The sequence below is a fragment of the Phyllobacterium zundukense genome, from assembly GCF_025452195.1.
Classification (GTDB): domain Bacteria; phylum Pseudomonadota; class Alphaproteobacteria; order Rhizobiales; family Rhizobiaceae; genus Phyllobacterium; species Phyllobacterium zundukense_A.
The window spans coordinates 1,508,447-1,534,129 of sequence record NZ_CP104973.1 but is presented as its reverse complement, the minus strand read 5'-3'; the positions used below and the strand labels follow the sequence as shown (position 1 = coordinate 1,534,129).

Sequence of the window (25,683 nt, the reverse complement as noted above, 5' to 3'; positions counted from 1 at the left end):
TTGAACCCACGTCCCGCGCCCCCGGAGCGGACGAACGAGAGGACTATATCTATGGCCACCCAGCTTCTAATGCCAAAGGCAACGGCCGTCTGGCTTGTCGACAATACTGCGCTGTCCTTCGATCAGATCGCTGCATTCTGCAAGCTGCATCCGCTCGAAGTGAAGGCGATTGCCGATGGCGAATCCGCCCAGGGCATCAAGGGCCTTGATCCGTTGATTACCGGCCAGTTGTCGCGCGAGGAAATTGCCAAGGGCGAGGCTGATACCAACTACAAGCTGAAGATTCTGGAGCCGAAGGTTCGTGTTCCGGAAACCAAGCGCAAGGGTCCGCGCTATACACCGCTATCGAAGCGCCAGGATCGCCCGAATGCCATTCTCTGGCTGGTTCGCAACCACCCGGAATTGAAGGACGCGCAGATTTCGCGGCTGATCGGCACGACGAAATCGACCATCGAACAGATCCGCAATCGTACGCACTGGAATTCGAATAACCTTCAGCCGATGGATCCGGTCACCCTCGGCCTGTCCTCGCAGATCGATCTGGACATCGAGGTGGAGCGCTCATCCCGCGGCCGGCCGGTACCGCAGCCAGGCGAAGGCGGCGATACGCTGCTCCCCGCATCGGCAACCGAAAATCTCGACATTCAGCCAACGGTCCGCGAAGAGGATCAGGAGCTCGACGCCGACAAGGTATTTGCCAAGCTGTCTTCGCTCAAGGGCCACCAGGAAACCGACGACGAAGAATAGACTTCGCAAGACAAACCATTGAAAAAAGCCCGGCGATGCCGGGCTTTTTTATGACGCACGAGCCTTGTGATCCGGTGTTTCGCTCAGCTCCACACGGCGGTAGAAGTCCGCCAGAGTCTTGCCGCGCTCCTGGCGGAAAATCCGGTCGATTTTCTCGACCTTGGCGATCCGGTCAATGCGGAACGTGCGAAAATCATTGCGCAACTCGCACCAGCTGATCAGTGTCCACACTTTGCCCCAGAACCACAAACCGAGTGGCCGGATGTCACGGGCACTCTCGTTACCGTCGAGATCAGTGTAAGTGATTGACAGAATGCGGCACTGTTCCGCGGCGTTTTCCGCAAGATCGATGAGTGCCCGGTCGTTGTCACTGATGTTATAGCTGGTCGAGTGAACATGGGTATTCGTAATGCGCGGGCGCTCTTCTTTGGGCAGAACGGCGCCTATCTTGATGATGGCTTCTTCCGCAGCGCGGGCCATGGATGCACCGCCCCAAGCCGTAATCAGCCGCGCACCGGCGACAAGCGCCACAACTTCATCGCGCGTGAACATCAGTGGCGGCAGATCGAAACCCTCGCGCAGGATGTAACCGACACCGGCCTCGCCATCAATCGGCACGCCGGTTGATTGCAGGTCAGCGATGTCACGATAGATCGTGCGCTCGGAAACCTCGAGCTTTTCGGCAAGCTGACGCGCGGTTACCAGGCGCCCGCCACGCAGCTTCTGCACAATTTGGAAAAGGCGGTCAGCCCTGCGCATTGTCGTTCCTGAACTCTCTGGCGATGAACTCCCGCATCTCCGCAACCTGCCCGGCCTTTTCAGGGTAAAGGGCTTCGAGAAAATCGGTCGCGAATGTGCCTGGTGCAGATCCTGCGGCACTGACAATGTGTGCATCCCTCACAGCATAGGGAACGTCCTGGTAAAGTGAAGATCCCGGGTAGTCGTCGATCTTTGACTGGATCCAGCCGGCGCCATTGCTCGTATGTTTTCGCCCTTCAAAAAGCCCGGCGCGAGCCAAAGCCAACGTCCCGCCGCAAATGCCGCCAACGATACCGCCGCGTGCCAATGTGGCGCTCAATAAAGGCGCAATGTCAGGAGCATCCTCGCTCGGCCAGGTCTCCGCGCCGATGACTGCAACCGCATCGAGGTCGGCATTTTCTTCGGGCGCGACGCCCCGGTCCGGCATCAGTCTGAGGCCGCCAATGGATTTGACCGGACCGGTCGACGGCGACAGCGCTACGGTACGAGCACCAAACCAGTCGACCGCCGATCCTGAAAGCAATCCGAATTCCCAATCGGCGAATTTATCGACGAAAACAAACCCGATCGTCTTTTTCTGCTCCATATCTTTCGCTCCCATTCTTGCCGATTATCTCAGCATTCTAGTCCGAAATAACCCGATTTGCTGACTTTTCTCGGCTGGCGAGCCTTCGGCCATCCAAGCTGCCATGGAGCGAGGTCGGAGCTGGCACCTTCCGTGCCAGCCTCCTTTTCTTCCATGGAGCCTCGACGTGCGAGGCGTTCGGCGTAGGCATCCGGCCAGCCAATATCCTTCAGGATATGCTCGGGAAGCGTACTGATATGACGCTCCGTACGCAGTTCTTCACGATACGCTGTGAAATCCGAAAGCAGACGCCTTACTGTGCGGGCAATGCCAAAATCAACGTAAGTCATATCCCTGTCTCCTTTTGACTACAGAGACACTATCTCACACCCCTCCTGACAACCTGCTGTCAGGAGGATGTCATGAGCGCGGATTAATTTTTGACACCGATCCCGCGTGCATTGAGCACCAACTTGATCTCATCGAGGATCGCGGGATCATCGATCGTGGCTGGCATATTCCAGGGCTCCTGATCGGCAATCTTCTGCATCGTTCCCCGTAAAATCTTGCCGGAGCGCGTTTTGGGCAGGCGCTTTGTCGTCAGTGCCGTCTTGAAAGCCGCTATCGGACCGATCTTCTCGCGAATCAACGCGACGCAATCCTGTTCGATCTGGGTCTCGTCCCGCGTTACACCGGATTTGAGAACTATGAAGCCGCAAGGCACCTGCCCTTTCAAATGATCGGCAATGCCGATCACAGCACATTCGGCGACGTCCGGGTGGCTTGAAAGCACCTCCTCCATCGCGCCGGTGGAGAGGCGATGACCGGCAACATTGATGATGTCGTCGGTACGACTCATGATGTAGACATAGCCCTCTTCATCGATGATGCCGGCATCCGCGGTCTTGTAGTAGCCGGGAAATTCTGTGGTGTAAGCCTCGCGAAAACGCTGGTCGGCATTCCACAGCGTCGGCAGGCAAGCGGGTGGCAATGGCAGCTTGACGACGATATTGCCAAGTTCGCCGCGTTTCACCGGATGCCCAGCATCGTCGAGCACCTGCACGTCGTAACCCGGCATCGGCACTGTCGGCGAACCGTATTTGACCGGCAGCATCCCAAGCCCGGCCGGATTGGCCGCCATCGGCCAACCGCTCTCTGTCTGCCACCAATGATCGATGACCGGAACGCCGAGTTTTTCCTCCGCCCATTTGATCGTGTCGGTGTCGGCGCGCTCCCCTGCAAGGAACAGGTACTTCAGCGACGAGATATCATGCTTGCCGATGAACTCGCCTTTTGGATCTTCCTTCTTGATGGCCCGAAACGCCGTCGGCGCCGTGAACAGCACCCTGACCTTGTGCTCGGAGATAACGCGCCAGAAGGTACCCGCATCCGGCGTTCCAACTGGCTTGCCCTCATAGACGATGCTCGTTGCCCCGACGAACAGCGGCGCATACGCGATGTAGGAATGGCCTACCGCCCAACCTATGTCCGAAGCCGCCCAGAACACGTCTCCCGGCCTTGTGTCATAGATCGCACCCATGGACCAGGCGAGCGCCACGAGATGCCCGCCATTGTCGCGTACGACGCCTTTGGGTTGGCCGGTCGTACCGGAGGTATAGAGGATATAGAGCGGGTCCGTCGCCTTCAGCGCGGCGCATGGCACTTCACGCCCTGCCGCAGCGGCAACCGTCTCCGCATAGTCGAAATCACGTCCCTCGACCATCTCGTGCGGCTGCTGCGGACGAACGAGGATCAGGCAGGCGCTAACCTTGTGCTTGGCCTGTTCGATCGCCTTGTCGAGCATAGGCTTATAGGCGACGACGCGCCCGGGTTCGAGACCACACGAAGTTGCGATGATCATCACCGGCTTGGCGTCATCGATGCGCGTAGCAAGCTCGTGCGCGGCGAAGCCACCAAAGACCACCGAATGCACCGCGCCAATGCGTGCGCAGGCAAGCATCGCGACAACCGCTTCCGGCACCATGGCCATGTAGATGATGACGCGGTCGCCCTTTTTTACGCCCTTGTCTGTCAGAACTGTGGCCAGCGCATTGATATTGCTCAAAAGCTCCGCATAGGTGATCTTGCGCTGGGTCCCCGTTACCGCGCTGTCGTGGATGAGGGCGAGCTGATCGCCGCGCCCCTGCGCCACATGCCGATCAACGGCGTTGTAACAAGTGTTGCACTCAGCACCCGCATACCAGCGGCCATAGGGTCCGTCATCCGGGTCGAACACCTTTTCCCATGGACGTATCCAATCGATCGCCACGGCGGCGTGAGCCCAAAATGCCTCCGGGTCGGCCTGCCATTCCTGATAGATTTCTTTGTATCGCGATGTCATGCGTATCCTCCCGGCTCAGAGCATCCCTAATGTGCCACGCAGAGTCAAAGGTGGAATTGACAATCGCATATGGATCGACCACTGCTCGGCTTACCGATCATCCGCGCAGGTAAAATGCCTTCATGACCAAAATCCTGCCGCTGGTGCTGATTCTGATGATGGCGTTGCACATCATCAAACCATTGGGCTGGCCTGGATTGAAAAAACGCGGTGATTTCTGGAAGATAGCCGCCGGTGCCATTCTTGCGATGTTCGCGCTCGTCCTGCTCGGACATGCAGGCTATTAGGTATCCGCTGGATCGCTTTCCATGCCTGGCAGGTTGAGAATATAGGGCACCAGATGTTTTGCCCAGGCATCATATCCAAGCGCCGAGGCATGGAAGCCGTCACTGGAAAAGCCTTCCGGTCCCTCTATCGGCAGACGCATTGCAGGGATCACCATGCGCTCGCGGCACAGCCGTTCTCCCAGCTTGTTGATTGCACTCGCCCTTGCTTCAAGGATACGGCCGAGCAGCGGCGGCATGGCGGGCACATCGCGAAAATCGATGACCTTCGACCAGACAATATGGGCTTCGGGCCACTTCGCCTTCAGCGCGTAGAGCAGCCCGCCAAACTCGCGCTTGAAGCGCGGCAGCGAATGGAAATTCTTGGTGTCGTTGGTGCCGGTCGTCAGCACGATATGGGTCCACATGCCGCGCTCGAGATTGGGCACGACATGATCGCGCAATTGGCCGGACGTCGCCGAATTGAAGCCCGCGGTGCGCCAGATGATCTTGCGCCCGGTCCGCCCCTGCAGATGCACCGCTAGCCGTACGCAAAGGCCCTGCCATGCATCGGTTACGCCAACACCGGCCGCGGACGAATCGCCAATCACGAGCAGCCTGATTGCCGGGTCCTTGCCAGCTATCTCACCTATGGGCAGGTTGCTTGGCGGTAACATACGCTCTGTTTTCCGCCGCACGCCCGTGCCCTGCCACGCGTAGACAGGGTAGAGCAGCCAGCTGACCAGCGGATGGAACGGCGAAGGTTTCATTAGCAGGCAAATACCTCCCTTGCCATTTTTGCATTCGCCTGAATGCATAAATGCTACAATAACACATTGGATTTCCACGCATAAATGTTTCCGTTATAAATCCCGGCCGGCAAATGGTGCGCAAAAAACCCGGGCTGATTTTCCAGCCCGGGCTCCATCAGATACGTTTTTGGATAAAAAACGCTTAAGCTGCTTTCTCGAGGTCTTTTTTCCAGCCGCCCGTTGCGGCAAGACTGTTCATCTTCGCACGGTGGGTAAAGGCCCTCTGGCCCGCTGCCACGTTCTCGGGTTTACCATTCCAGGCGCTCAAGGCAGCTGCCTGTAGTGCACGGCCATAAGAGAACGAGAGCTTCCACGGCAGCGAGTAATTGGCATTCATCGCCGAAAGATGCGCCGTGGCTTCCTCGTCATTCTGGCCACCAGAAAGGAATGTGATGCCTGGAACTGCCGCCGGTACGGTTGATTTCAACAGCCGCACGGTTTGTTCGGCCACCTGCTCGACCGAAGCCTTGCGGGCATTCTTGCCGTCGATGACCATGTTTGGCTTCAGGATCATGCCTTCCAGCACAACGCGCGCGTCATAGAGTTCATCGAAAACCGTCTTCAGAACCCATTCGGTGACTTCATAGCAGCGTTCAATGGAATGCGTCGCAGGCTTGCCATCCATCAGCACTTCCGGCTCGACGATCGGCACGATACCGGCCTCCTGGCAAAGCGCGGCATAGCGCGCCAGCGCCTGTGCGTTCTGTTTGACTGCACCCCAGGTCGGGATACCGTCGGCAATACCGATCACGCCGCGCCATTTGGCGAAACGCGCGCCAATCTTGTAATACTCGCCTAGCCGTTCGCGCAGTCCATCTAGGCCTTCGGTGATCGTCTCATCGGTGAAACCGGCAAGTGGCTTCGCACCCGCATCGACCTTGATGCCCGGTATGCAGCCATCAGCCTGAAGAAGTTTGACAAACGGCGTGCCATCCTTGGCACTTTGCCGAATGGTCTCGTCGTAAAGAATGACCCCGGAGATGTAATCCTTCATCGCGTCATCTGAACGGAACAGCATTTCGCGATAATCCCGCCGGCTATCGGCAGTCGATTCCAGTCCGATCGTGTCGAACCGCTTCTTGATTGTTCCTGTACTTTCATCAGCAGCAAGCAGACCCTTGCCGTCGGCAACCATTGCAATCGCGATATCTTCCAGGCGTTCGCTCATCAGTTATATCACTCCATTTTCCCACAGCGTGGGCCATAGCAGAAGCAAATGACAAACGGAACTATACACCAACTTATTGAAACGATTGAAATTTTTTCAACCGATTTAGAGAGATAACATTTTCTGTTGTTCATTAACCGTAGCGGGCCACTGATCCTCGATAGGGATAAATCTCTAGCGTTTTGTCAGAGCATCCACACCAGGCAGAGGCTTGCCCTCCATCCATTCAAGAAATGCTCCTCCTGCGGTCGAAACATAACTGAAATCGTCTGCAACGCCAGCATGATTGAGCGCAGCGACGGTATCACCTCCGCCGGCGACTGACACGAGGTGGCCCGCCTTCGTCCGCGCGGCCACATGACGTGCAGCGGCAACCGTGGCATGATCGAACGGATGCAATTCGAAGGCGCCGAGCGGCCCATTCCACACCAGTGTGGAAGCATCGTCGATGGCAGCCTTGATACGCTCGATCGATTGCGGGCCAACATCGAGAATCATGCCGTCATCCGGAATGGCATCAAGACCATAAGCATGGAACGGTGCATTGGCCTCAAAATGCCAGGCAACGATAGCATCGACAGGCAGGATGATGGTGCAATTGGCGGCATTCGCCTTTGCCATGATTTCCCGGGCTGTTGCGGCTAGATCGTGCTCGCACAGGGATTTTCCCACATTCACGCCCTGCGCGGCTAGAAACGTATTGGCCATGCCGCCACCAATAACCAGTGCATCGACCTTCTGAACGAGGTTGCCGAGAAGGTCGAGCTTGGAAGATACCTTGGCGCCGCCAACAATGGCAACGACCGGACGTTTTGGATTGCCCAAGCCCTTCTCCAGCGCCTGAAGTTCTGCCTCCATCGTGCGTCCCGCATAGGCGGGGAGCGCGCGCGCAAGCCCCTCGGTTGAGGCATGGGCACGGTGAGCAGCCGAGAATGCGTCATTGACGTAGATATCGCCCAGCGCGGCCAGAGCTTCCACATAAGCCTGATCGTTCTTTTCCTCGCCCTTGTGGAAGCGGGTGTTTTCCAGAAGCAGAATGTCGCCATTTTTCAATCTGGCAACCGCTTCCGCAGCCTTGTCGCCAACGCTGTCTTCGGCAAATTGAACGCTGTGACCAATAACCTTCGATACCGCCTGTGCTATTGGCTTCAGCGAAAATTCTGGCGTCGGACCATCCTTCGGGCGCCCGAAATGGGCCAGCAGAATGACTTTCGCGCCCTTTTTCGACAGTTCTAGAATGGTCGGCGCAACCCGCTCGATGCGGGTGGCATCGGTTACCTCGCCATTTGCTACGGGGACATTCAGATCAACGCGCACAAGCACGCGTTTTCCAGAGGCATCGGCATCGTCTAGCGTCTTGAAAACAGTCATCGTCCTACCCTCATTTGAAATGGTGCAAATCGGCAGCAAGCCGGATGGACAATAGCCTATCACGGCCCGCCACCGAAATTGGATCTCCGGGAGACCTTGCGAGAAATTCAGCCTGATAGGTCAGCTGGTGCGGTTTTCGAGAAACGGAGCGCAGTGGACATTCAGGTCCATGAGCACCGGAAGCGCAGAAAATCGCATCAGATGGCCATCAGGATGGATTTATCGAAGGGCTCAGATGACCTTGCCGAAAGCCACAGCCGTATCAGCCATCCGGTTCGAGAAGCCCCACTCGTTGTCGTACCAGGACAGAACGCGTACGAATGTGCCTTCCAGAACCTTGGTCTGGCTGATGTGGAATACAGAAGAATGCGGGTCGTGGTTGAAGTCGACCGAAACATTCGGTTCGTCCGTATAGCCGAGAATACCCTTCAGCTTGCCGTTGGCAGCCGATTTCACGGCATCATTGATCTCCGCAACCGTCGTCGGCTTCTTGGCGACGAACTTGAAATCCACAACCGAAACATTCGGGGTCGGAACGCGGATTGAAGTACCGTCCAGCTTGCCGTTGAGTTCTGGAAGAACGAGGCCCACAGCCTTGGCCGCACCGGTTGAGGTCGGGATCATCGACAGGGCTGCAGCACGGCCGCGATAGAGATCCTTGTGCATCGTGTCGAGCGTTGGCTGGTCGCCGGTGTAGCTGTGGATCGTGGTCATGAATCCATGATCGATGCCGACGGCATCGTTGAGAACATAGGCGACCGGCGCAAGGCAATTCGTGGTGCAGGACGCATTCGAAATGACCATATGGTCTTTCGTCAGTTTGTGATCATTGACGCCGAAGACGACGGTCAGGTCGGCACCATCGGCTGGCGCCGAAACGATGACCCGCTTCGCACCGGCTTCAAGATGAGCAGCGGCCTTGTCACGCGCAGTGAAGATACCAGTGCACTCGAGCGCGATATCGACGTTGAGCTCTTTCCACGGCAATTCGACAGGGTTACGCACGGCAGTGACCTTGATCGGTCCGCGGCCAACGTCGATCGTGTCGCCATCAACCGTCACGGTTCCGGGGAAACGGCCGTGGACGCTGTCATAGCGCATCAGATGGGCATTGGTCTCGACCGGGCCGAGATCATTGATCGCAACGACCTCGATGTCGGTGCGGCCGGATTCCACAATGGCGCGAAGAACGTTGCGGCCGATGCGGCCAAATCCGTTGATTGCAACGCGAACTGTCATTTGTATGTCTCCCTGGGTTTTGGGGCCCTTGAATGGATTATGCAGGAATGGTCTGGATTATTTCAACTTGGCTTCGGCCGCTGCGACGATATGATCCGCGGTGATACCGAAGTGCTCGTACAGTGCTTCGATCGGGCCGCTGGCGCCAAACCCGGTCATGCCAACGAAAATACCATCGATACCGATGAACCTGTCCCAGCCCATGCGGATGGCGGCTTCGACCGCAATCTTCACCGGCGCATCGCCGAGGATGACGCGCTTGTACTCGTCGCTCGTCTGTTCAAAAAGTTCGAAGCAGGGAACGGAAACGACCCGCGTCGGATGGCCGTCTTCTTCCAGTTTCGTGCGGGCATTGAGAGCAATCTCAACTTCCGAACCTGTCGCAAAGATGGTGACTTCGGCCTTGCCGCTTGCCGCTGCGAGCTCATAGGCACCATAGGCGCACATGTTCTCCGCGATATATTCGGTGCGAACCGTCGGAAGATTCTGGCGGGTCAAGCCGATTGTCGACGGCGTCTTGCGCGACTTGAGCGCCAATTCCCAGCATTCCGCCGTTTCGACGACGTCGGCCGGGCGGAAAACGTAATTGTTGGGGATGGCACGCAGAGCGGCAAGATGTTCAACCGGCTGGTGTGTCGGCCCGTCTTCACCAAGACCGATTGAATCATGTGTCATCACGTAGACAACGCGAATACCCATCACGCTCGAAAGCCGCATGGCGCCGCGCGCGTAATCGGAGAACGTCAGGAACGTCCCCGAATAGGGGATTAGGCCGCCGTGCAACGAGATACCGTTCATCGCTGCCGCCATCCCATGCTCGCGAATGCCATAATGGACGTAGCGCTGACCGTAGTCCTCAGGGGTGATGTTGCTGGTCTGGCTGGTCTTGGTATTGTTGGAACCTGTCAGATCAGCGGAACCGCCAATCGTTTCCGGCACAATCCCGTTGATGACTTCGAGCGCCATCTCGGAAGCCTTGCGGGTCGCAACCTTGGGCCTGTCTTCGGAAAGCTTCTTTTTGTAGGCCGAAATCGTTGCTTCGAAATTATCCGGCAAATCACCACTCAAGCGGCGATCCCACTCGGAACGTATAGTCGAATCGACTTTCTGCAGGCGCTCTTCCCAGGCCTTGTGTTCCTCATTGGAACGCTGACCTGCGGCACGCCAGTCATCGAGAATGTCGGCAGGGACGACAAAAGGCTCCGCCGTCCAGCCAAGCGCCTTGCGCGCGCCGGCGAGTTCTTCGGCGCCGAGCGGCGACCCATGAACCTTGTTGGTACCAGCCTTCGTCGGCGCACCGAAACCGATTGTCGTCTTGCACGCAATGAATGTCGGCTTATCGGACTTGTGAGCCTTTTCGATTGCAGCGGCAATGGCATCCTGATCGTGACCGTCGACGCTTATGGAATTCCAGCCCGAAGCTTCGACGCGGGCACATTGATCGGTGTTGTCGGCAAGGGTAACCGGACCGTCGATCGAAATATTGTTGTGGTCCCAGAAAACGATCAACTTGTTCAGCTTCAGATGACCGGCAAGCGCGATAGCCTCCTGGCTGATGCCTTCCATCAAACAGCCATCGCCAACGATGACATAGGTATGATGGTCGACCAGGTCATCGCCGAAATGCGCATTCATGATGCGTTCGGAAAGCGCCATGCCTACAGAATTCGCAAGGCCCTGACCAAGTGGGCCGGTTGTCGTCTCGATGCCTGCTGCATGGCCATATTCCGGATGACCGGCCGTGCGTGAGCCGAGCTGACGGAAATTCTCGATCTGGTCGATGGTCATGTCTTCGTAGCCCGTCAGGTACAAAAGCGAATAGAGCAGCATCGAGCCATGGCCGGCCGAAAGCACGAAACGGTCGCGGTCGGGCCAATGCGGCGCTTTCGGATCGAACTTGAGGAAGCGGGTGAAAAGCACGGTCGCAATATCGGCTGCGCCCATGGGAAGACCGGGATGGCCAGAATTGGCTTTTTCCACCGCATCCGCCGAAAGGAAGCGGATTGCATTGGCCATTTGGTTGGATTTCTCAGAATTGGTCATGTTCACCGTCTTTCGAAGAGGAAAGGAGTGCCGTCTCTGGATGCCGGAAAGACAATTTCCAAAAGGCACGCGACAAATAGCAGGTGTCTTCAGGGAGTCAATTAAACCTAAGGCAAAATGGCCTTGCCGACAAACGGGTCATTCGTCGCACGAGATTATTATCGGTGCATGACTGGACCATGACAGTGCGGATTGATTGACGTGGCGTTGATGTAACCCTTAGACTCTCCAAGATAAGCTGTTCTTCTTTTTGCGATTCGTTTAAAAAGATCGACACATGGGGAAGCATTGAAATGGCATCGGAAGCCACCCTCAAACAGGTTCTTGAAAGACTGGGAAAAGCTTTGGCCTCGCTCGAGGACGCGGTCGACGCACGTCTGGAGCACGAAGGCGATTTTGCCGAGGCCGAAGAAGAAGTGCAGCGCATGAACATGGACCGGCGCAAGCTGGCCCAGGAGCTCGATGCGTCGGAAGGACGGGCCGAGCGCCTGGAGGCGGCAAACAAGGAAGTTTCGCGCCGTCTCGTGGCTGCAATGGAATCCATCCGTACTGTCCTTGATCGCTAAGCATTTCCAGGAAAAGTGTGAAGCGATTTTCCGTCGGGAAATGCGACAAGACAAAGAGTTAAACCGGGAAGAAACATACCATGGCCACGGTAACAGTTACGATCGACGGCAAAGCCTACAGAATGGCCTGCGACGAAGGCCAGGAACAGCACCTGACAGGTCTTGCCGAGCGCTTTGACCGCTATGTCACGCATCTCAAATCGTCTTTTGGCGAAATCGGAGATCTGCGTCTGACTGTCATGGCCGGCATCATGGTCATGGATGAACTCAGCGAGTTGCAGATGCGGGTAAAGGGTCTCGAAAACGAGGCGGAAGCGCTACGCAAGAGCCGCGACGAGGCGCTGGCCAAGGCCGATAACAATGACGCTGCGATAACAGGCGTGCTGTCCGAGGTTACGACCCGTATCGAGACGCTTGCAACCAAGCTCGCGCCCAAGGCGAATTAGCCTTCGATTTCTTCCCGCAGCATTTCGAGCTCCAGCCATTCGTGCTCGTAAGTTTCAAGGCTATGGCGCTTCTTGCTGATTTCATCGACCGTCTTGTTGAACAGCACCGCGTCCTTGGCGAAAAGTTGCGGATCTGCCAGCTTTTTCTCAAGCATTGCAATCTCAACGTGCAGCGCTTCAATCTTTCCCGGTAAAGTTTCCAGCGCGAACTTCTGCTTGTAGGAAAGCTTGCGCTTTTCTTCACGCTGCGCCGGCCCTGCCTTTTCCACCGAACCACCGGCGAGCTTTGCAGTTTTCAACTCCTTGCGTGTCGCTAAGGCGGCTTCCTTGCGCTGCGCCAGCATATCCGTGTAGCCGCCGGCATATTCGAGCCAGCGGCCATTGCCCTCCGGAGCGATCACCGACGTCACCGTCCGGTCGAGGAAATCGCGGTCATGGCTGACAAGGAGGACGGTACCCACGAAGCCGGCTACCAGTTCCTGCAGCAGATCGAGCGTTTCCATGTCGAGATCGTTGGTTGGCTCATCGAGCACCAGAAGATTGGCCGGACGGGCAAGTACCCGCGCCAGTATGAGCCGTGCTCTCTCGCCGCCGGAAAGCTCGCGGATGGGTGTGCGCAGTTGCTCCGGTTGGAATAGAAAGTCCTTCATATAGGATGCGACGTGGCGTTGCTCGCCATTGACGATGACATTCTCGCCGCGCCCGTCGGTCAGGTAGTCCGACAGTGTCTGCTCAAGATTGAGACTGTCGCGCTTCTGGTCGAGGATGGCGATCTCCAGATTGGTGCCAAGCTTGACGAAGCCGCTATCCGGCGCGAGCACTCCGGTCAGCATCGACAGCAGTGTCGTCTTGCCCGCACCGTTAGGGCCCACGAATCCCACACAATTTCCACGCTGTATCCGCGTTGAAAAATCATTGACCAGCACCCGGTCGCCATAGGCTTTGACGAGATGCTCCGCCTCTATGACGAGCTTGCCGGACTCTCTTGCATCACTGGCTTTCAGCACGGCCTTGCCTTGCGCACCGCGATGATTGCGGAACTCGCTGCGCATGGATTGCAGATCGCCAAGCCGCCGCATATTGCGCTTGCGCCGGGCCGTCACGCCATAGCGCAGCCAATGCTCTTCCCGCACGATCTGCCGCCCGAGCTTGTGCAAGTCGCGCTCTTCCTCTTCGAGAACCTTGTCGCGCCATTCCTCGAAAGCCGCGAAGCCCTGTTCGAGGCGCTTTGTCACGCCGCGATCCAGCCAGATGGTCGAACGGCTGACGTTTTCCAGAAAGCGCCTGTCATGGGAAATAACCACGATCGCGGAACGTATCTGGCGAAGTTCGTCTTCCAGCCACTCGATAGTTGTGAGATCCAGATGGTTGGTCGGCTCGTCGAGCAATAAAATGTCGGGTTGCGGCGCCAGCACCTTGGCCAGCGCAGCACGGCGTGTTTCGCCACCGGAAAGATTGTCCGGCTCTTCCTCGCCGGTAAGGCCAAGATGTTCGAGCAGATAACTGACCCGGTAGAGATCGTCAGCAGGACCAAGGCCCGCTTCGACATAGGCGCGTACAGTGGCAAAGCCTTCCATGTCGGGAGCCTGCGCCAGGTAACGCACCGTGACGCCCGGATGCTTGAATACGTCACCATCGGTCGGCGCGATAAATCCGGCGGCAATTTTCAGCAGCGTCGATTTACCCGATCCGTTGCGGCCGACGAGTGCGATGCGATCGTTTTCGCTGACGGAGATGGCCGCGTCGCTCAACAGCGGCGTGCCACCAAAAGTCAGCGCTATCTGGTCAAGACGGAGAAGAGGGGGAGCCATGCCGGTTTACAGTTCTGGAAAATTTGCGCTACGATCGAAGATTGCCGTGCTTGTCGGCGAGATTATTGCCGCTGTCAAATGCCATAAAGCAAAACAGGCCGGAATTTCCGGCCTGCTGTACCTACACACAAGCTTTAAATCGATCGGGATTAGTAACCACCGCCGCCGTTGCCTTCGCAGGGGGCCTCGTAGATGGATCCGTCACGCCGCTGGTAACGGCAATAGTTGCCGCTCTGTCCTCTCGGGGTCGTTGCGGTTCCGATGGCTGCACCAAGAAGTGCGCCGCCTGCTGCACCAACGACGGTGCTCTTCGTATCATGTCCAAGAGCCTGGCCAGCCAGCGCACCAACGCCGCCGCCGATCAAAGCGCCCGTCCCGGCACGTTGATTTTGCTCACTCGTCGCGCAACCGGCTACAGATAGGGCCAAAAGTGCCGAAACCGCAATTGCAGTTAAACGAACTGTCATCTTAAAATCCTCTCACATCGAAACAATACGAGCCAGACTCTGCGTAGATAATACGGCAGAAGAAAGATCGCTGGGAGTTGGATGAAGATTGGTAGCCTCGGAACAAAACGGGCCGGAAATTTCCGGCCCGTTTCTTTTATAGCTTAAATGCAACATTAATAACGGCGGCACGGTGCGCGATAGCGTTCGCCATAGCGATTTTCGTAAGTGCAGTAGCGGCGGCCATCGTTATTGTTGGTTGCGGCGCCGACCAAGGCACCACCAGCGCCACCGATCGCCGCACCTGCAAGTGCGCCACGGCCTGAACCTGTGATTGCACCACCGGCAAGCGCACCCAGTGCGGCACCGCCAACGCCATAACCGGCGACGCGCTGATCACTGGTCGTGCAACCAGCAACCGAGAGCGCCAAAAGCCCTGCGACCGCAATCGTGGATAAACTTTTCAACATGGAAGACCTCTCCGTTTTAAAAACCAAACTCATCAGCTTGCGTCCCCAATGCTGGCTGTCGACAATTACACTTTCCGCTTTTGTTTTACAAGCGTTAGGCGATTTGCGGCGCAGCAATCAGGATCGCTTTACCCGAATGAAGTGACACGTGGAGATTCCCACGCACGGCATTCGACAATGTAAGCGATGAACCGAAAAAAAGTTCCACATTTTCAAGCGGCCAGCGCGCGCCATGGATAAAAAGCCCGCTTAATGGCGAAAATGCAACAATGCTGAAAAGGGTTCCATTCACAAAATCGAAGTCATAGGAGCCTGCAACCAGAGGATGTGCCTCTTCGTATCCGCTGGAGAGAACGAGCTTTCGTCCTTCGGCTGCATACCGCGTCGCCATCGTCAAATGCAGCAGTGCGTGATCGGTACGCTCGCCGCCGAAAGCCCCGCAGAGGATAACTTCAGTCGCACCCAGTCGGTAGGCTTCGCTCAGAGCGAGTTCGCCGTCGGTCATGTCCTTTTCGGACGGAAATTCCATCCGCGGAACCTTGGCATACTGTGCTTCGAGCTCCGGCGAGGCCGAATCGAAATCGCCGAGCCAAAGTTCCGGCTTGAGCCTTAGCGGCGCTGCATGGGCGATTCCTCCATCGGCAGCAAGCACCCGCGCCCCGGCGACAAGACGCAGGAGACGATCGGTAACACGGACGGCTCCACCAAGAAGGATAACGAACTTGCTCATGGATCGCCCATAGCATGCGTGAGAACAACGGGATAGATGCGCCTGTGAGCCGCATTGAGGTTGGCTACCCTTTTTGTCCGGATGGCAATGCTGCTGTGCGTGGTTCGACAAGCTCACCATGAGGGAGGGTGGGTGGGCTGCACGATAACCTGCAATGTCGCGACAGCCACACGATAACCGGCCGCGTCGCGACAGGCATCAACGGTGCTGTTCCTGGCTCCCTGCAATCAACCCACCTCCCTCATGGTGAGCCTGTCGAAGGGCGCACAGCAGCATTGCCATCCGGCAAATCAAACAGCCTTAAAGGTACCCGCTCGAACCTCCGGACAAAAATAATCGTGGCTGTTTATCCAACACCTTCAAACCTGAGCTATCCTGTTCCCGTCCTTTCCATGGGGAGCTGCTTCCGGAGCCGTTCGAAAGTGGGGAAGGACGGCGTGTCAGCGGGCGGGCAACGGACCCGAGCGCTGGCCGACCTGTTCGTCTTCGGAGGTCAATCTGCGCATTCCAGGCAGATATTGCCTCCATTGTTGACGCCAACGCCAATCGTGCGGACACTGCACCGACGGCGACGATGGGCCCGGACTCCAGGCGTTCATCCACTCGCCCTTCGGAACAAGCAGAAGCTGGCCGGCAGGGGGACAACGTTAGCGGGCGGTCTTCGGATCGCATTACTTATCTACCAAGACGCGCTTCGACGACCGCCCGTCTTCCCACAATGCAAGCAATGGCCAGACTCTGATGAGGGCGTGGCAAGGGAAGCATATCGCTCAGTCGACAAGGCATATTGCTTGCACGGCAAAAGCTTTATCTCTAATCTTTGCAATGCTCTAACGGGGTGCCAGTTCGCAAGGATCGGCTGAGAGGCTTAAAGGAGAAATTCTGCCAACCCGCGGAACCTGATCCGGTTTGTACCGGCGGAGGGATTAGACGCGGCAATAAAGCCGGCGCATCAATCCTTTTGAATTTCAACTCTAGGAGGCGCCGATGCGGCTATTCGACATTATTCTGAAGTCTGTGAGCATGGCGGGCATTCTTGCAATTGCCCTTGCCGGACCGGCAAAAGCCGATGGCAAACTGACGATCTATACCTATGAAAGCTTCACTGCCGAATGGGGTCCGGGGCCGAAAGTCAAGGAAGCCTTTCAAAAGCAATGCAATTGCACTGTGGACTTCGTCGCGGTTACGGACGGCGTCGCTCTGCTCAACCGTCTGAGACTTGAAGGCGCTTCAACCAAAGCCGATGTCGTGCTTGGCCTCGACACAAATCTGACCTATGAGGCGAAGGAAACAGGACTGTTCGCCCCGCACGCAATCGACACAAGTGCTATCAACATTCCCGGCGGCTACGAAGACGATACTTTCGTTCCCTACGACTACGGCTATTTTGCCGTGATCTACGATACGGAAAAGCTCAAGAATCCGCCCACCAGTCTCAAGCAACTGGTCGAGGGTGAACCTAACCAGAAGATCGTCATCGAGGATCCACGGACATCTACACCGGGCCTCGGCCTCTTGCTCTGGGTGAAATCCGTCTATGGCGACAAGGCCGGCGCAGCTTGGGCCAAACTGAAGGATCGCGTGTTGACCGTGACGCCGGGCTGGTCGGAAGCCTACGGCCTGTTCACTAAAGGAGAAGCACCGCTGGTGCTCTCCTATACGACCTCGCCTGCCTATCACGTCATTGCTGAAAAGACCGACCGTTACAAGGCTGCTGCATTCGAAGAGGGCCATTACCTGCAGGTCGAAGTGGCCGCGCAAACGGTGAACGGCGCAAAAAACCCGCTTTCCTCGCAGTTCCTGACTTTCATGACCGGCACGGTATTTCAGGACACCATTCCAGAAAGCAACTGGATGCTTCCGGCGGCGAAGACAAGCGGACCGCTTAACCCTACCTTCGATACCCTGGTAAAGCCGGCAAAAACATTGATTTTTTCACCGGAGGAAGTAGCTAGAAATCGTAAAGCCTGGATCGATGAATGGCTGACGGCCATGAGCTTGTAACACGTTGATATCCTTGAAGCCATTGGCGGGGGCTCTCGCCCTCGCCTTCCTTGCGATGCTGACGGGCGGCGCATGTTTGAGCCTCGCAGTTGAAGCACTGCGTGGCGGCACGGAAGGCTTTGCGGCCTTCGACAGCTATCTGTGGCGAATTGCACGCTTCACATTGTTGCAGGCGCTGCTCTCCATGCTGCTCTCGGTGGGGCTTGCCATCCCGCTCGCTCGCGCCCTCCACGCACATCCGGAATTTCCGGGACGGACTATGATCTTGCGGTTCTTCGCCCTGCCGCTCGCTCTGCCAGCCCTTGTGGCCGTGCTCGGTATCACCAGTATCTATGGACGCAATAGCCTGCTTGCTGTGCTGTTCAGCTGGCTAGGGCTAGACGCCATTCCTAATATTTACGGACTAACCGGCATCCTCATTGCGCATGTGTTTTTCAATTTGCCCCTGGCAACACGACTGCTCCTGTCAAGCATGGACTCCATTCCGGAAGACTATTGGAAACTCTCTTCCCAACTCGGCATGGGAGCGTGGGGGCGGTTCCGGTTGATCGAATGGCCGGTGATACAGCGCAACCTTTCCGGCATTGCCGGGTTGATTTTCATGCTCTGCATTACGTCGTTCACCGTTGTCCTGACGCTCGGCGGCGGACCGCGTGCAACAACGCTTGAGGTTGCGATCTACCAATCGTTGCATTTTGATTTCGATATCGCCCGCGCGGTTTCGCTGACGCTTGTGCAGTTGTGTTTGACCATTGCCGTTCTGTCGGTTCTGAGCCTAAGCGGGCGCCCGACCGAGGAGGGGTTCAGCCTGCACACGACGACGCGCCGCTTTGACCAACCAACGTTAAGGACACGCGTTCTGGACGGAGCCACGATAATCCTCGGTCTCCTTTTCGTCGCGCTCCCCATAGGCGGAACAGTCGTTTCGGGGCTGGCGGCCGATCTTCTCCGGCTACTGGGTGAGAGCCTCGTCTGGCGCGCAATCCTGACCAGCATCGTGCTCGGAGCAAGTGCGGCTGCGCTGTCGCTGGTCATTTCACTGGCGTTGGTGATGGCCCGCGAATATCTTGCAAGCCGGCGTCGCTACGCCTCGCCAAAACTGTTTGAGCGTTCGCTTGATCGCGGTGCAAGTCTTATCATGGTCATACCACCGATCGTCATCGGCTCCGGCTGGTTTATCCTGTCACGCCATTTTGTCGATCCATTCAGCCTCGCACCCTTTATGGTTGTGAGCGTTAACGCCGCGATGGCAATACCTTTTGCGTTTCGCATATTGCGCCCGACATGGGATACGGCCGCAAGCCGCAACAACAGGCTGTGTGCGCAACTGGGCATTACCGGATGGAACCGGCTTAGACTTATCGACTGGCCGGTTCTGAAGCGGCCATCGAGCGTGGCTTTCGCCTTTGCGATGGCCCTGTCGCTTGGCGACCTTGGAACAATCGCTCTCTTCGGAAACAATTCCATCCAGACCCTGCCCTATTTGCTGCTGCAACGCATGGGCAGCTATCGTACACAGGATGCGGCAGGACTGGCGCTGATCCTCGGTGTGCTGTGTTTGCTTCTGATGATCGCAGCTGACAGAGGTGCAGGTACTTTGGCAAAGAGAGAAGTCGCTAACATTGGCTGAGCGTTCCCGAACCAAGACCCGAACCAAGGATGGTGCGGCAATCCGCCTCGATGCGGTCAACTTCGACTATGATGACATGGCGATGCATTTCGACGTGATCATCGAACCGTCGACCATCACCGCGATCATAGGCCCAAGCGGAGCGGGAAAATCCACCCTTCTCAATCTCATTGCTGGATTTGAAACGGCTAAATCCGGCCGCATCGTGATCGCCGGCGCCGATGTGACACATGCTGCACCATCAGAGCGCCCTGTTTCGATGGTCTTTCAGGACAATAATCTATTCGCGCACCTCGATGTTGCCGCCAACGTCGGGCTGGGCCGAAAGCCCAACCTCAGATTGGACGAAACTGACAAGGTAGCCGTTGCCGAGGCGATCGGCAAGGTTGGTCTCTCCGGCAAGGAACATAGAAAGCCGGAGGCTTTGTCCGGCGGCGAGCGTCAGCGCGTGGCGATAGCGCGGGCGCTCGTACGGAATCGGCCGGTGCTCCTGCTGGATGAGGCTTTCGCTTCTCTTGGTCCCGCTTTGCGGCATGAGATGCTCGACCTTGTCGGTGATCTGCAAGAAGAAACTGGCATGACCGTGGTCATGGTGACGCATCATCCGGGCGATGCTTTGCGTCTGCGCTCTGGGCTGGTTTTTCTCGACAACGGAAAAATCGTTGCTTCGGGACTGGCAGCGGACCTGCTCTCAACCAACGCGCCAACGCTGTTGCGGAAATATCTCGGTGCAGAAGAGTCTGAGCTTTGACATATTTTCGACGCGTTGCCACATTCAAGAACACAATGAAATTCTTGCTCACAGCTGTTTGTCGGGCTAGCAAGGGCACGAAAATACGCATCTGCCCGCGCGTGACGACAATGAGGACATGATACTGGCTTCGCACCAATCCCCTAGCTACAACGGATGGCATCCAGCCGCTCGCCGCACGAATCTCGTGTCGGCAACGCTGCTACTTGCTTTCCTGTCGGGGTGTCAGGTTCTTAACGTTACCAAGGAGGACGCGTTAGGACCTTCGTCGAATCCGGTGACAGTCGACAATGTCACCAAGAACGACAGGCTGGCAAAGCTCAGTGCCGAACAGCATCCTCGCATTCTTGCGACCTATGGCGGCGAATACAAGGATGCCAAGCTCGAACGCATGGTCGCCAAAGTCGTCGGTAATCTGACTACGGTTTCCGACAATCCGACGCACACCTATCGCATCACCATTCTCAACTCGCCCAACATCAATGCGTTCGCCCTTCCCGGCGGCTATCTTTATGTGACGCGCGGTCTTCTTGCCCTCGCCAATGACAGTGCGGAACTGGCAGCCGTCATCGCACATGAGATGGGTCATGTGATCGCCAATCACGGCGTCGAACGTCAACAGCGCGAGCAGGAGGCGCAGATTGCCGGTCGCGTCGTTTCGGAAGTCTTGCAGGACGATAGTGCCGGACGCGAAGCGCTGATTCGCGGAAAGCTGCGCATGGCGCAATTTTCGCGAAACCAGGAACTTCAGGCGGATGCCATTGGTATCAAGATGATCGGCGAGGCTGGCTATGATCCGTTCGCTGCCGCCCGCTTCCTGCAATCCATGGCGTCCTATGCGGATTTCCGCAGCGTCTCAGGCGCGACCGATGCGAGCCTCGACTTTCTTGCCAGCCACCCATCAGCGCCACAGCGTATCGAACTCGCGCGCGGGCATGCGCGTCGCATCGGCGCACCGGGTGTAGGCACGACCGACCGAGACTCGTTCTTGCAGGGGATCGACGGTATCCTCTATGGCGACACCCCCGAGGAGGGTTACGTTCGAGGGCGCAACTTCGTTCATCCACTGCTCGGCGTAAGCTTCACGGTCCCTGAGGGCTTTACAATCGACAACAGCGCAGACGCGGTCATGGCAACGGGACCGGGCGAAGTGGCCATACGCTTCGACGGCACGCAGGTTTCCGGCAATCCGTCGATGGCGGATTACATGCGCAGCGGCTGGGTTACGGGTCTTGATAGTGCCAGCGTTCAGGCGGTGACTTTCAACGGAATGCCCGCGGCAAGCGCGAAAGCCCGTGCGGATCGTTGGGAATTCGACATATTCGTCGTCAATGCAGGCAACCGGATTTATCGCTTCCTGACCGCTGCTCCAACAGGCAGCACCGCGTTAATGCCGGCTTCACAGACAGTCATCCGGAGCTTCCACCTGCTGACACCGGAGGAGAAAGCAAATACCAAGCCCCTGCGCATCCGGGTCGTCACAGTCAAGCCCGGCGACACACTGGTCAGCCTCTCCAACCAGATCATGGGCACCGATCGAAAGCTCGACCTCTTCCGCCTGATCAATGCACTGCCGCCCGGCGGTACGGTATCCACCGGCGACAAAGTCAAGATTATCAGCGAATAAAAAAGCCCGGCAATGCCGGGCTTCTTTTTTGTACTCGGACGAATCCGTTATTATGCGGCTTCTTCCTGCTCATCTTCAACAACGACATCTGCTTCGATCTCAGCCTCTTCAGCCTTGGCACCGCGCTTCGGTCCCTTGGCGAGATTAACCTCGATAAGGCGCACAGCTTCTGTTTCCGACATCTTGTTGACGGCGGAAATCTCGCGAGCCATACGATCCAGCGCTGCTTCATAAAGCTGACGTTCCGAATATGACTGTTCCGGCTGGTTGTCAGCCCGGAAAAGATCCCGCACAACTTCCGAAATCGAAATCAGGTCGCCGGAATTGATCTTCGCATCATACTCCTGGGCACGGCGGGACCACATGGTCCGCTTAATGCGAGCACGTCCCTGGACAACCTTCAACGCACGATCAACATAGTCTGTCTCTGAAAGTTTGCGCATACCGATAGCTGTTGCCTTGGCGACCGGTACCTTCAAGCGCATTTTGTCTTTCTGAAAATCGATCACGAACAGCTCAAGCTTGTGGCCCGCAACTTCCTGTTCCTCGATATTGACAATTTGCCCTACGCCATGTGCCGGATATACAATAAACTCGCCCGTTTTAAATCCAATACGCTGGGCGGTTTTTTTCTGCTGAACTGCTGTCATGCGCTTAACTACTCCTTGCTGCGCCCGGCAAAACGCACCGGTCAAACCAATCACTGGAAACCGGAACCCGGTTTGTCGGCCGCCAATTGTCACGCGAAAGCAGTCCGGACAAGACAGATTGGTGGGCAAACAAACAACATGCCCTGAACTGCAGAGTCCGAAATAAATCTAGCCGATTGGTGATTTATACTTTAGCGCCACGAAATTTGACGTCCAATGATCAACGTATGCCGGCACAGTATCACGAAAAGTGATTAGAATCAACTTTTTGCTGCGTTTGCGCAAAAGGCGCAATATTGCAAGACATGCCCTGCGATAAAAATTGGCTATTTATTTCTAAACTCGAATAAAATATCAGTCGCCCTCGCCAGGCTCTGGCGAAAAGAATTTTTCAAACTTGCCTTCGATACCATCCATATCCTTGGCATCCGCAGGAGCATCGCGCTTCTGCGAAATATTAGGCCATTTCTCGGCGTACTCAGCATTTATCTGCAGCCAGTTGTCCAAGCCCGGTTCGGTATCGGGTTTGATAGCTTCCGCAGGGCATTCAGGTTCGCAAACGCCGCAATCAATGCACTCGTCCGGATGTATGACGAGCATGTTATCGCCCTCGTAGAAACAGTCGACAGGACAGACCTCAACGCAATCCATATATTTGCAGCGGATGCAATTGTCGGTCACAACATAAGTCATTTACTGGCTCCTGAAGACACCACGTGTCAGCCGTTGAGGTAACGATTCTGATGCCGGGCTGACAAGAGGGAAAAACGGCTGCGGCACCAGAACGCGGTCGGGCTTCCCTTGAATCTAGGGACATCGGCGTTCACGGCGCCATTCATGGCATTGCGACACGCAATCGACAAGCAACGCCTGTCCCATACTGACGCGCTTCGTGGAATAATATCTTAGCTTGCGAGCCACTGGTAGAGAGTATTTCGACACGATAGCCAATATTCGAAATTAAGCTCTGCAGTGCAGGCGTAGCCCACTCCTTGGTACGTACGGAGTTGACAAATGGCGATAGCTGCGCCACCTGAACAGCATATCTGGAGCTTGACGATGTCAGACTATTACTCGCAACCTTTTGGCCGTCGGTCGTCGGTCGGTGTCGATGTGGGCGGCGTCATGGTGGGTGGCGGCGCGCCGGTTGTCGTTCAATCGATGACCAATACGGATACCGCCGATGTGGATGGTACTGTGGCGCAGGTGGCCGCTCTGTCCAGGGCGGGCTCGCAGATCGTCCGCATTACAGTTGACCGTGATGAATCGGCTGCAGCCGTACCGAAGATTCGTGAACGCCTCGACCGGCTGGGTCTCCCGGTCCCGCTGGTGGGTGATTTCCACTATATAGGCCACAAGCTGCTGGCTGACCATCCGGCTTGCGCCGAAGCATTGGCCAAATACCGCATCAATCCGGGCAACGTTGGATTCAAGGACAAAAAGGATGCACAGTTCGGCGCCATCATCGAAATGGCAATCCGCTATGACAAGCCGGTTCGCATCGGTGTAAATTGGGGTTCGCTCGATCAGGAACTGCTGACTGCCCTTATGGACCAGAACCATGCTGCTGGCGCACCCCTGACGGCCGCGGCTGTAACGCGGGAAGCGATTGTGCAATCGGCGCTGATCTCATCGCAACTCGCCGAAGAGATTGGCCTGCCTCGTTCGCAAATCATTCTCTCCGCAAAAGTGAGCCAGGTTCAGGATCTGATTGCGGTCTATGCAGAACTTGCACGACGTTGCGATCACGCCCTGCATCTCGGGCTGACCGAAGCGGGCATGGGCACCAAGGGCATCGTGGCTTCTTCGGCCGCGATGGGTATCCTGTTGCAACAGGGTATCGGCGACACGATCCGTATTTCTTTGACACCTGAGCCGGGCGGCGATCGCACTCGCGAAGTCCAGGTGGCGCAAGAACTCTTGCAAACCATGGGCTTTCGGCAATTTATCCCGATAGTCGCTGCATGTCCTGGCTGCGGGCGCACGACGTCAACGGTGTTTCAGGAACTGGCGCAATCGATTCAGAGCGATATCCGCACCAATATGCCGATCTGGCGCGAAAAATATCCAGGCGTTGAAGCGCTGAACGTCGCCGTCATGGGATGCATAGTCAATGGTCCCGGCGAGTCTAAAATGGCCGATATCGGCATTTCGCTGCCGGGCACCGGCGAAACACCGTCCGCACCTGTATTTGTTGACGGCAAGAAGGTTGCAACCTTGCGTGGCGCCGGTATCGCTCAGGAATTCCAGAAAATGGTGGCAGATTACATCGAGAACCGGTTCGGTCTTGGCGCGGGTTCGCACGCGGCAGAGTAGTAGTTCTAGCTCTGCCTTTCTGCAATAAAGCGCGCCGCATCCTTAAGCAGGGCTGCTTTCTCACCAAAGGGGGCAAGAAGCTCTTCCGCCTGCGCGATCAGACCGACCAACTGGCGCTGGGTCCACTCGATGCCATGCATGGAGACAAGTGTCGCCTTGCCTGCCGCGGCATCTTTGCGCGTCGCCTTGCCCATGTGGCTCGCATCGGCTGTAACATCGAGCAGATCATCGGCAAGTTGGAAGGCGAGGCCAATGGCAGCGCCATATTCCGCCAGCCGCTCGCGGTCCTCTAGGCCGGCGTGGCCGACGATAGCACCCGCCTCGCAGGCAAAACGGATCAGCGCTCCGGTCTTCATCGCCTGCAAGCGGATAATGCCTTGTTCGTCTGGTTTGACCATCTCCGCCTCAAGATCGAGCGCTTGGCCACCCACCATGCCTCCGACTCCTGCGGCTCGGGCGAGCGTCGCGATCAGCGCTATTCTTGCTTGGGGATCAAGCTCGGTTTCCTCGCTGGCAATCAATTCGAAGGCATAGGTCAGAAGGCTATCTCCAGCAAGAATGGCAGTGGCTTCATCGAATTTCCGATGCACCGTCGGTTGGCCGCGCCGCAGGTCATCATTGTCCATGGCTGGCAGATCATCATGGACGAGAGAATAACTGTGAACGCATTCGAGCGCCGCAGCAACGCGCAAAGCGGCAAGATTATCCGCTTTAAAAAGGGCAGCGCTTTCCATAACCAGAAACGGTCGAAGGCGCTTGCCGCCATTCAATACGCTGTGGCGTATCGCAGCCATCAATCGGGGCGGACGACTAATCTCGCCGGTTTGCGGGCGATCCGACAGCAAATTGCCAAGCAGCGCTTCAACCGAAGTTGCGCGCTGCTGTAAGGCAATCTGGAACAACGAAAAATCCCGATCTGTCATCATAA

Annotated in this window: 25 protein-coding genes and 1 riboswitch; of the genes, 9 read left to right on the top strand and 16 right to left on the bottom strand. The window is 56.7% G+C overall.

Annotated elements, in window-relative coordinates; translation table 11 throughout:
- Nucleotides 1-51: 51 nt before the first annotated feature.
- Entirely contained in the window at nt 52-747 is a 696-nt protein-coding gene (locus tag N8E88_RS19830) for a DUF1013 domain-containing protein (protein WP_262295165.1), read from the top strand.
- Nucleotides 748-795: 48 nt separating this feature from the next.
- On the opposite strand, the gene N8E88_RS19825 is transcribed toward N8E88_RS19830, so the two are convergent.
- From N8E88_RS19825 to N8E88_RS19810, 4 genes are all read right to left on the bottom strand, one after another.
- The gene (locus N8E88_RS19825; RefSeq protein WP_262295164.1) at nt 796-1,506 is read right to left on the bottom strand and encodes a helix-turn-helix transcriptional regulator; all 711 of its coding nucleotides are present in this window, start codon (nt 1,504-1,506) and stop codon (nt 796-798) included.
- On the bottom strand, nt 1,493-2,092 hold the full coding sequence (locus N8E88_RS19820; protein WP_262295163.1) for a DJ-1/PfpI family protein: 600 nt from the start codon (nt 2,090-2,092) through the stop codon (nt 1,493-1,495). Before N8E88_RS19820 ends, N8E88_RS19825 begins: the two co-directional genes overlap by 14 nt.
- A gap of 29 nt (nt 2,093-2,121) precedes the next feature.
- A complete protein-coding gene (locus N8E88_RS19815) occupies nt 2,122-2,421 on the bottom strand; it encodes a DUF1127 domain-containing protein (RefSeq protein WP_262295731.1) in 300 nt (99 codons plus the stop codon).
- 83 nt (nt 2,422-2,504) lie between these two features.
- A complete protein-coding gene (locus N8E88_RS19810; RefSeq protein ID WP_262295162.1) occupies nt 2,505-4,412 on the bottom strand; it encodes a propionyl-CoA synthetase in 1,908 nt (635 codons plus the stop codon).
- A gap of 122 nt (nt 4,413-4,534) precedes the next feature.
- On the opposite strand from N8E88_RS19810, the gene N8E88_RS19805 reads away from it, so the two are divergent.
- Nucleotides 4,535-4,699, top strand: coding sequence for a hypothetical protein (locus N8E88_RS19805; protein ID WP_183665176.1), 165 nt, complete (start codon nt 4,535-4,537; stop codon nt 4,697-4,699).
- Here the strand turns inward: N8E88_RS19805 and N8E88_RS19800 are convergent.
- From N8E88_RS19800 to tkt, 5 genes are all read right to left on the bottom strand, one after another.
- A complete protein-coding gene (locus N8E88_RS19800; RefSeq protein ID WP_262295161.1) occupies nt 4,696-5,445 on the bottom strand; it encodes an SGNH/GDSL hydrolase family protein in 750 nt (249 codons plus the stop codon). The two genes, N8E88_RS19805 and N8E88_RS19800, sit on opposite strands and share 4 nt — an antisense overlap.
- 184 nt (nt 5,446-5,629) lie before the next feature.
- Nucleotides 5,630-6,655 carry a class I fructose-bisphosphate aldolase gene (locus N8E88_RS19795; protein WP_262295160.1) on the bottom strand — a complete coding sequence of 342 codons (1,026 nt, stop codon included), beginning with the start codon at nt 6,653-6,655 and terminating at the stop codon, nt 5,630-5,632.
- Between the two features lie 174 nt (nt 6,656-6,829).
- Entirely contained in the window at nt 6,830-8,026 is a 1,197-nt protein-coding gene (locus N8E88_RS19790; protein WP_262295159.1) for a phosphoglycerate kinase, read from the bottom strand.
- Between the two features lie 231 nt (nt 8,027-8,257).
- Nucleotides 8,258-9,265: a type I glyceraldehyde-3-phosphate dehydrogenase gene (gene gap / locus N8E88_RS19785; protein WP_262295158.1), complete on the bottom strand. Its 1,008-nt coding sequence runs from the start codon at nt 9,263-9,265 to the stop codon at nt 8,258-8,260.
- 57 nt (nt 9,266-9,322) lie between these two features.
- The gene (tkt, locus tag N8E88_RS19780; protein WP_262295157.1) at nt 9,323-11,308 is read right to left on the bottom strand and encodes a transketolase; all 1,986 of its coding nucleotides are present in this window, start codon (nt 11,306-11,308) and stop codon (nt 9,323-9,325) included.
- Between the two features lie 293 nt (nt 11,309-11,601).
- Here tkt and N8E88_RS19775 point away from each other — a divergent pair, with 293 nt between their 5' ends.
- Together N8E88_RS19775 and N8E88_RS19770 are read left to right on the top strand one after the other, a co-directional pair.
- The gene (locus tag N8E88_RS19775; protein ID WP_209999170.1) at nt 11,602-11,874 is read left to right on the top strand and encodes a DUF4164 domain-containing protein; all 273 of its coding nucleotides are present in this window, start codon (nt 11,602-11,604) and stop codon (nt 11,872-11,874) included.
- A gap of 80 nt (nt 11,875-11,954) precedes the next feature.
- On the top strand, nt 11,955-12,320 hold the full coding sequence (locus N8E88_RS19770; RefSeq protein WP_114431216.1) for a cell division protein ZapA: 366 nt from the start codon (nt 11,955-11,957) through the stop codon (nt 12,318-12,320).
- Here N8E88_RS19770 and N8E88_RS19765 read toward each other — a convergent pair.
- The 4 genes from N8E88_RS19765 to N8E88_RS19750 all read right to left on the bottom strand — a co-directional run bounded on the left by N8E88_RS19765 (nt 12,317) and on the right by N8E88_RS19750 (nt 15,777).
- Complete coding sequence (locus N8E88_RS19765) at nt 12,317-14,131, bottom strand: ABC-F family ATP-binding cassette domain-containing protein (protein ID WP_262295156.1); 1,815 nt, start codon at nt 14,129-14,131, stop codon at nt 12,317-12,319. The two genes, N8E88_RS19770 and N8E88_RS19765, sit on opposite strands and share 4 nt — an antisense overlap.
- A gap of 149 nt (nt 14,132-14,280) precedes the next feature.
- Entirely contained in the window at nt 14,281-14,598 is a 318-nt protein-coding gene (locus tag N8E88_RS19760) for a YMGG-like glycine zipper-containing protein (RefSeq protein ID WP_262295155.1), read from the bottom strand.
- A 155-nt stretch (nt 14,599-14,753) separates the two neighbouring features.
- Nucleotides 14,754-15,047: a YMGG-like glycine zipper-containing protein gene (locus tag N8E88_RS19755; RefSeq protein ID WP_112524617.1), complete on the bottom strand. Its 294-nt coding sequence runs from the start codon at nt 15,045-15,047 to the stop codon at nt 14,754-14,756.
- 94 nt (nt 15,048-15,141) lie between these two features.
- Nucleotides 15,142-15,777 (bottom strand): thiamine diphosphokinase, encoded by a 636-nt coding sequence (locus N8E88_RS19750; RefSeq protein WP_262295154.1) that lies wholly within the window; start codon nt 15,775-15,777, stop codon nt 15,142-15,144.
- Nucleotides 15,778-16,601: 824 nt separating this feature from the next.
- Nucleotides 16,602-16,720, top strand: a riboswitch (TPP riboswitch).
- 44 nt (nt 16,721-16,764) lie between these two features.
- On the opposite strand from N8E88_RS19750, the gene thiB reads away from it, so the two are divergent.
- The 4 genes from thiB to N8E88_RS19730 all read left to right on the top strand — a co-directional run bounded on the left by thiB (nt 16,765) and on the right by N8E88_RS19730 (nt 21,789).
- Nucleotides 16,765-17,781 carry a thiamine ABC transporter substrate binding subunit gene (gene thiB / locus N8E88_RS19745; protein ID WP_262295153.1) on the top strand — a complete coding sequence of 339 codons (1,017 nt, stop codon included), beginning with the start codon at nt 16,765-16,767 and terminating at the stop codon, nt 17,779-17,781.
- A gap of 4 nt (nt 17,782-17,785) precedes the next feature.
- Nucleotides 17,786-19,411, top strand: coding sequence for a thiamine/thiamine pyrophosphate ABC transporter permease (gene thiP, locus N8E88_RS19740; RefSeq protein WP_262295152.1), 1,626 nt, complete (start codon nt 17,786-17,788; stop codon nt 19,409-19,411).
- Between the two features lie 76 nt (nt 19,412-19,487).
- The gene (locus tag N8E88_RS19735) at nt 19,488-20,162 is read left to right on the top strand and encodes a thiamine ABC transporter ATP-binding protein (protein ID WP_262295541.1); all 675 of its coding nucleotides are present in this window, start codon (nt 19,488-19,490) and stop codon (nt 20,160-20,162) included.
- A 199-nt stretch (nt 20,163-20,361) separates the two neighbouring features.
- Nucleotides 20,362-21,789, top strand: a complete 1,428-nt coding sequence (locus N8E88_RS19730) for a M48 family metalloprotease (RefSeq protein ID WP_262295540.1) — start codon at nt 20,362-20,364, stop codon at nt 21,787-21,789.
- 50 nt (nt 21,790-21,839) lie between these two features.
- Here the strand turns inward: N8E88_RS19730 and N8E88_RS19725 are convergent, their stop codons facing one another.
- Both N8E88_RS19725 and fdxA read right to left on the bottom strand, forming a co-directional pair.
- The gene (locus N8E88_RS19725; protein WP_114431777.1) at nt 21,840-22,439 is read right to left on the bottom strand and encodes a CarD family transcriptional regulator; all 600 of its coding nucleotides are present in this window, start codon (nt 22,437-22,439) and stop codon (nt 21,840-21,842) included.
- A 354-nt stretch (nt 22,440-22,793) separates the two neighbouring features.
- Complete coding sequence (fdxA, locus tag N8E88_RS19720; protein ID WP_112531007.1) at nt 22,794-23,132, bottom strand: ferredoxin FdxA; 339 nt, start codon at nt 23,130-23,132, stop codon at nt 22,794-22,796.
- Nucleotides 23,133-23,498: 366 nt separating this feature from the next.
- On the opposite strand from fdxA, the gene ispG reads away from it, so the two are divergent.
- Nucleotides 23,499-24,755: a flavodoxin-dependent (E)-4-hydroxy-3-methylbut-2-enyl-diphosphate synthase gene (gene ispG / locus N8E88_RS19715; RefSeq protein WP_410010690.1), complete on the top strand. Its 1,257-nt coding sequence runs from the start codon at nt 23,499-23,501 to the stop codon at nt 24,753-24,755.
- A 5-nt stretch (nt 24,756-24,760) separates the two neighbouring features.
- Here the strand turns inward: ispG and N8E88_RS19710 are convergent, their stop codons facing one another.
- A complete protein-coding gene (locus tag N8E88_RS19710) occupies nt 24,761-25,678 on the bottom strand; it encodes a polyprenyl synthetase family protein (RefSeq protein WP_262295538.1) in 918 nt (305 codons plus the stop codon).
- Nucleotides 25,679-25,683 lie beyond the last annotated feature (5 nt).

What these genes read in the sequence shown, in the direction of transcription:
- N8E88_RS19825 (WP_262295164.1), bottom strand. Translation starts at nt 1,506, where the DNA reads ATGCGCAGGGCTGACCGCCTTTTCCAAATTGTGCAGAAGCTGCGTGGC.
- N8E88_RS19710 (WP_262295538.1), bottom strand. Translation starts at nt 25,678, where the DNA reads ATGACAGATCGGGATTTTTCGTTGTTCCAGATTGCCTTACAGCAGCGC.
- N8E88_RS19815 (WP_262295731.1), bottom strand. Translation starts at nt 2,421, where the DNA reads ATGACTTACGTTGATTTTGGCATTGCCCGCACAGTAAGGCGTCTGCTT.
- ispG (WP_410010690.1), top strand. Translation starts at nt 23,499, where the DNA reads ATGTCAGACTATTACTCGCAACCTTTTGGCCGTCGGTCGTCGGTCGGT.
- fdxA (WP_112531007.1), bottom strand. Translation starts at nt 23,132, where the DNA reads ATGACTTATGTTGTGACCGACAATTGCATCCGCTGCAAATATATGGAT.
- N8E88_RS19755 (WP_112524617.1), bottom strand. Translation starts at nt 15,047, where the DNA reads ATGTTGAAAAGTTTATCCACGATTGCGGTCGCAGGGCTTTTGGCGCTC.
- gap (WP_262295158.1), bottom strand. Translation starts at nt 9,265, where the DNA reads ATGACAGTTCGCGTTGCAATCAACGGATTTGGCCGCATCGGCCGCAAC.
- N8E88_RS19750 (WP_262295154.1), bottom strand. Translation starts at nt 15,777, where the DNA reads ATGAGCAAGTTCGTTATCCTTCTTGGTGGAGCCGTCCGTGTTACCGAT.
- N8E88_RS19765 (WP_262295156.1), bottom strand. Translation starts at nt 14,131, where the DNA reads ATGGCTCCCCCTCTTCTCCGTCTTGACCAGATAGCGCTGACTTTTGGT.
- N8E88_RS19810 (WP_262295162.1), bottom strand. Translation starts at nt 4,412, where the DNA reads ATGACATCGCGATACAAAGAAATCTATCAGGAATGGCAGGCCGACCCG.
- N8E88_RS19795 (WP_262295160.1), bottom strand. Translation starts at nt 6,655, where the DNA reads ATGAGCGAACGCCTGGAAGATATCGCGATTGCAATGGTTGCCGACGGC.
- tkt (WP_262295157.1), bottom strand. Translation starts at nt 11,308, where the DNA reads ATGACCAATTCTGAGAAATCCAACCAAATGGCCAATGCAATCCGCTTC.
- N8E88_RS19820 (WP_262295163.1), bottom strand. Translation starts at nt 2,092, where the DNA reads ATGGAGCAGAAAAAGACGATCGGGTTTGTTTTCGTCGATAAATTCGCC.
- thiB (WP_262295153.1), top strand. Translation starts at nt 16,765, where the DNA reads ATGCGGCTATTCGACATTATTCTGAAGTCTGTGAGCATGGCGGGCATT.
- N8E88_RS19830 (WP_262295165.1), top strand. Translation starts at nt 52, where the DNA reads ATGGCCACCCAGCTTCTAATGCCAAAGGCAACGGCCGTCTGGCTTGTC.
- N8E88_RS19775 (WP_209999170.1), top strand. Translation starts at nt 11,602, where the DNA reads ATGGCATCGGAAGCCACCCTCAAACAGGTTCTTGAAAGACTGGGAAAA.
- N8E88_RS19770 (WP_114431216.1), top strand. Translation starts at nt 11,955, where the DNA reads ATGGCCACGGTAACAGTTACGATCGACGGCAAAGCCTACAGAATGGCC.
- N8E88_RS19725 (WP_114431777.1), bottom strand. Translation starts at nt 22,439, where the DNA reads ATGACAGCAGTTCAGCAGAAAAAAACCGCCCAGCGTATTGGATTTAAA.
- N8E88_RS19805 (WP_183665176.1), top strand. Translation starts at nt 4,535, where the DNA reads ATGACCAAAATCCTGCCGCTGGTGCTGATTCTGATGATGGCGTTGCAC.
- N8E88_RS19760 (WP_262295155.1), bottom strand. Translation starts at nt 14,598, where the DNA reads ATGACAGTTCGTTTAACTGCAATTGCGGTTTCGGCACTTTTGGCCCTA.
- N8E88_RS19800 (WP_262295161.1), bottom strand. Translation starts at nt 5,445, where the DNA reads ATGAAACCTTCGCCGTTCCATCCGCTGGTCAGCTGGCTGCTCTACCCT.
- N8E88_RS19790 (WP_262295159.1), bottom strand. Translation starts at nt 8,026, where the DNA reads ATGACTGTTTTCAAGACGCTAGACGATGCCGATGCCTCTGGAAAACGC.
- N8E88_RS19735 (WP_262295541.1), top strand. Translation starts at nt 19,488, where the DNA reads ATGGCGATGCATTTCGACGTGATCATCGAACCGTCGACCATCACCGCG.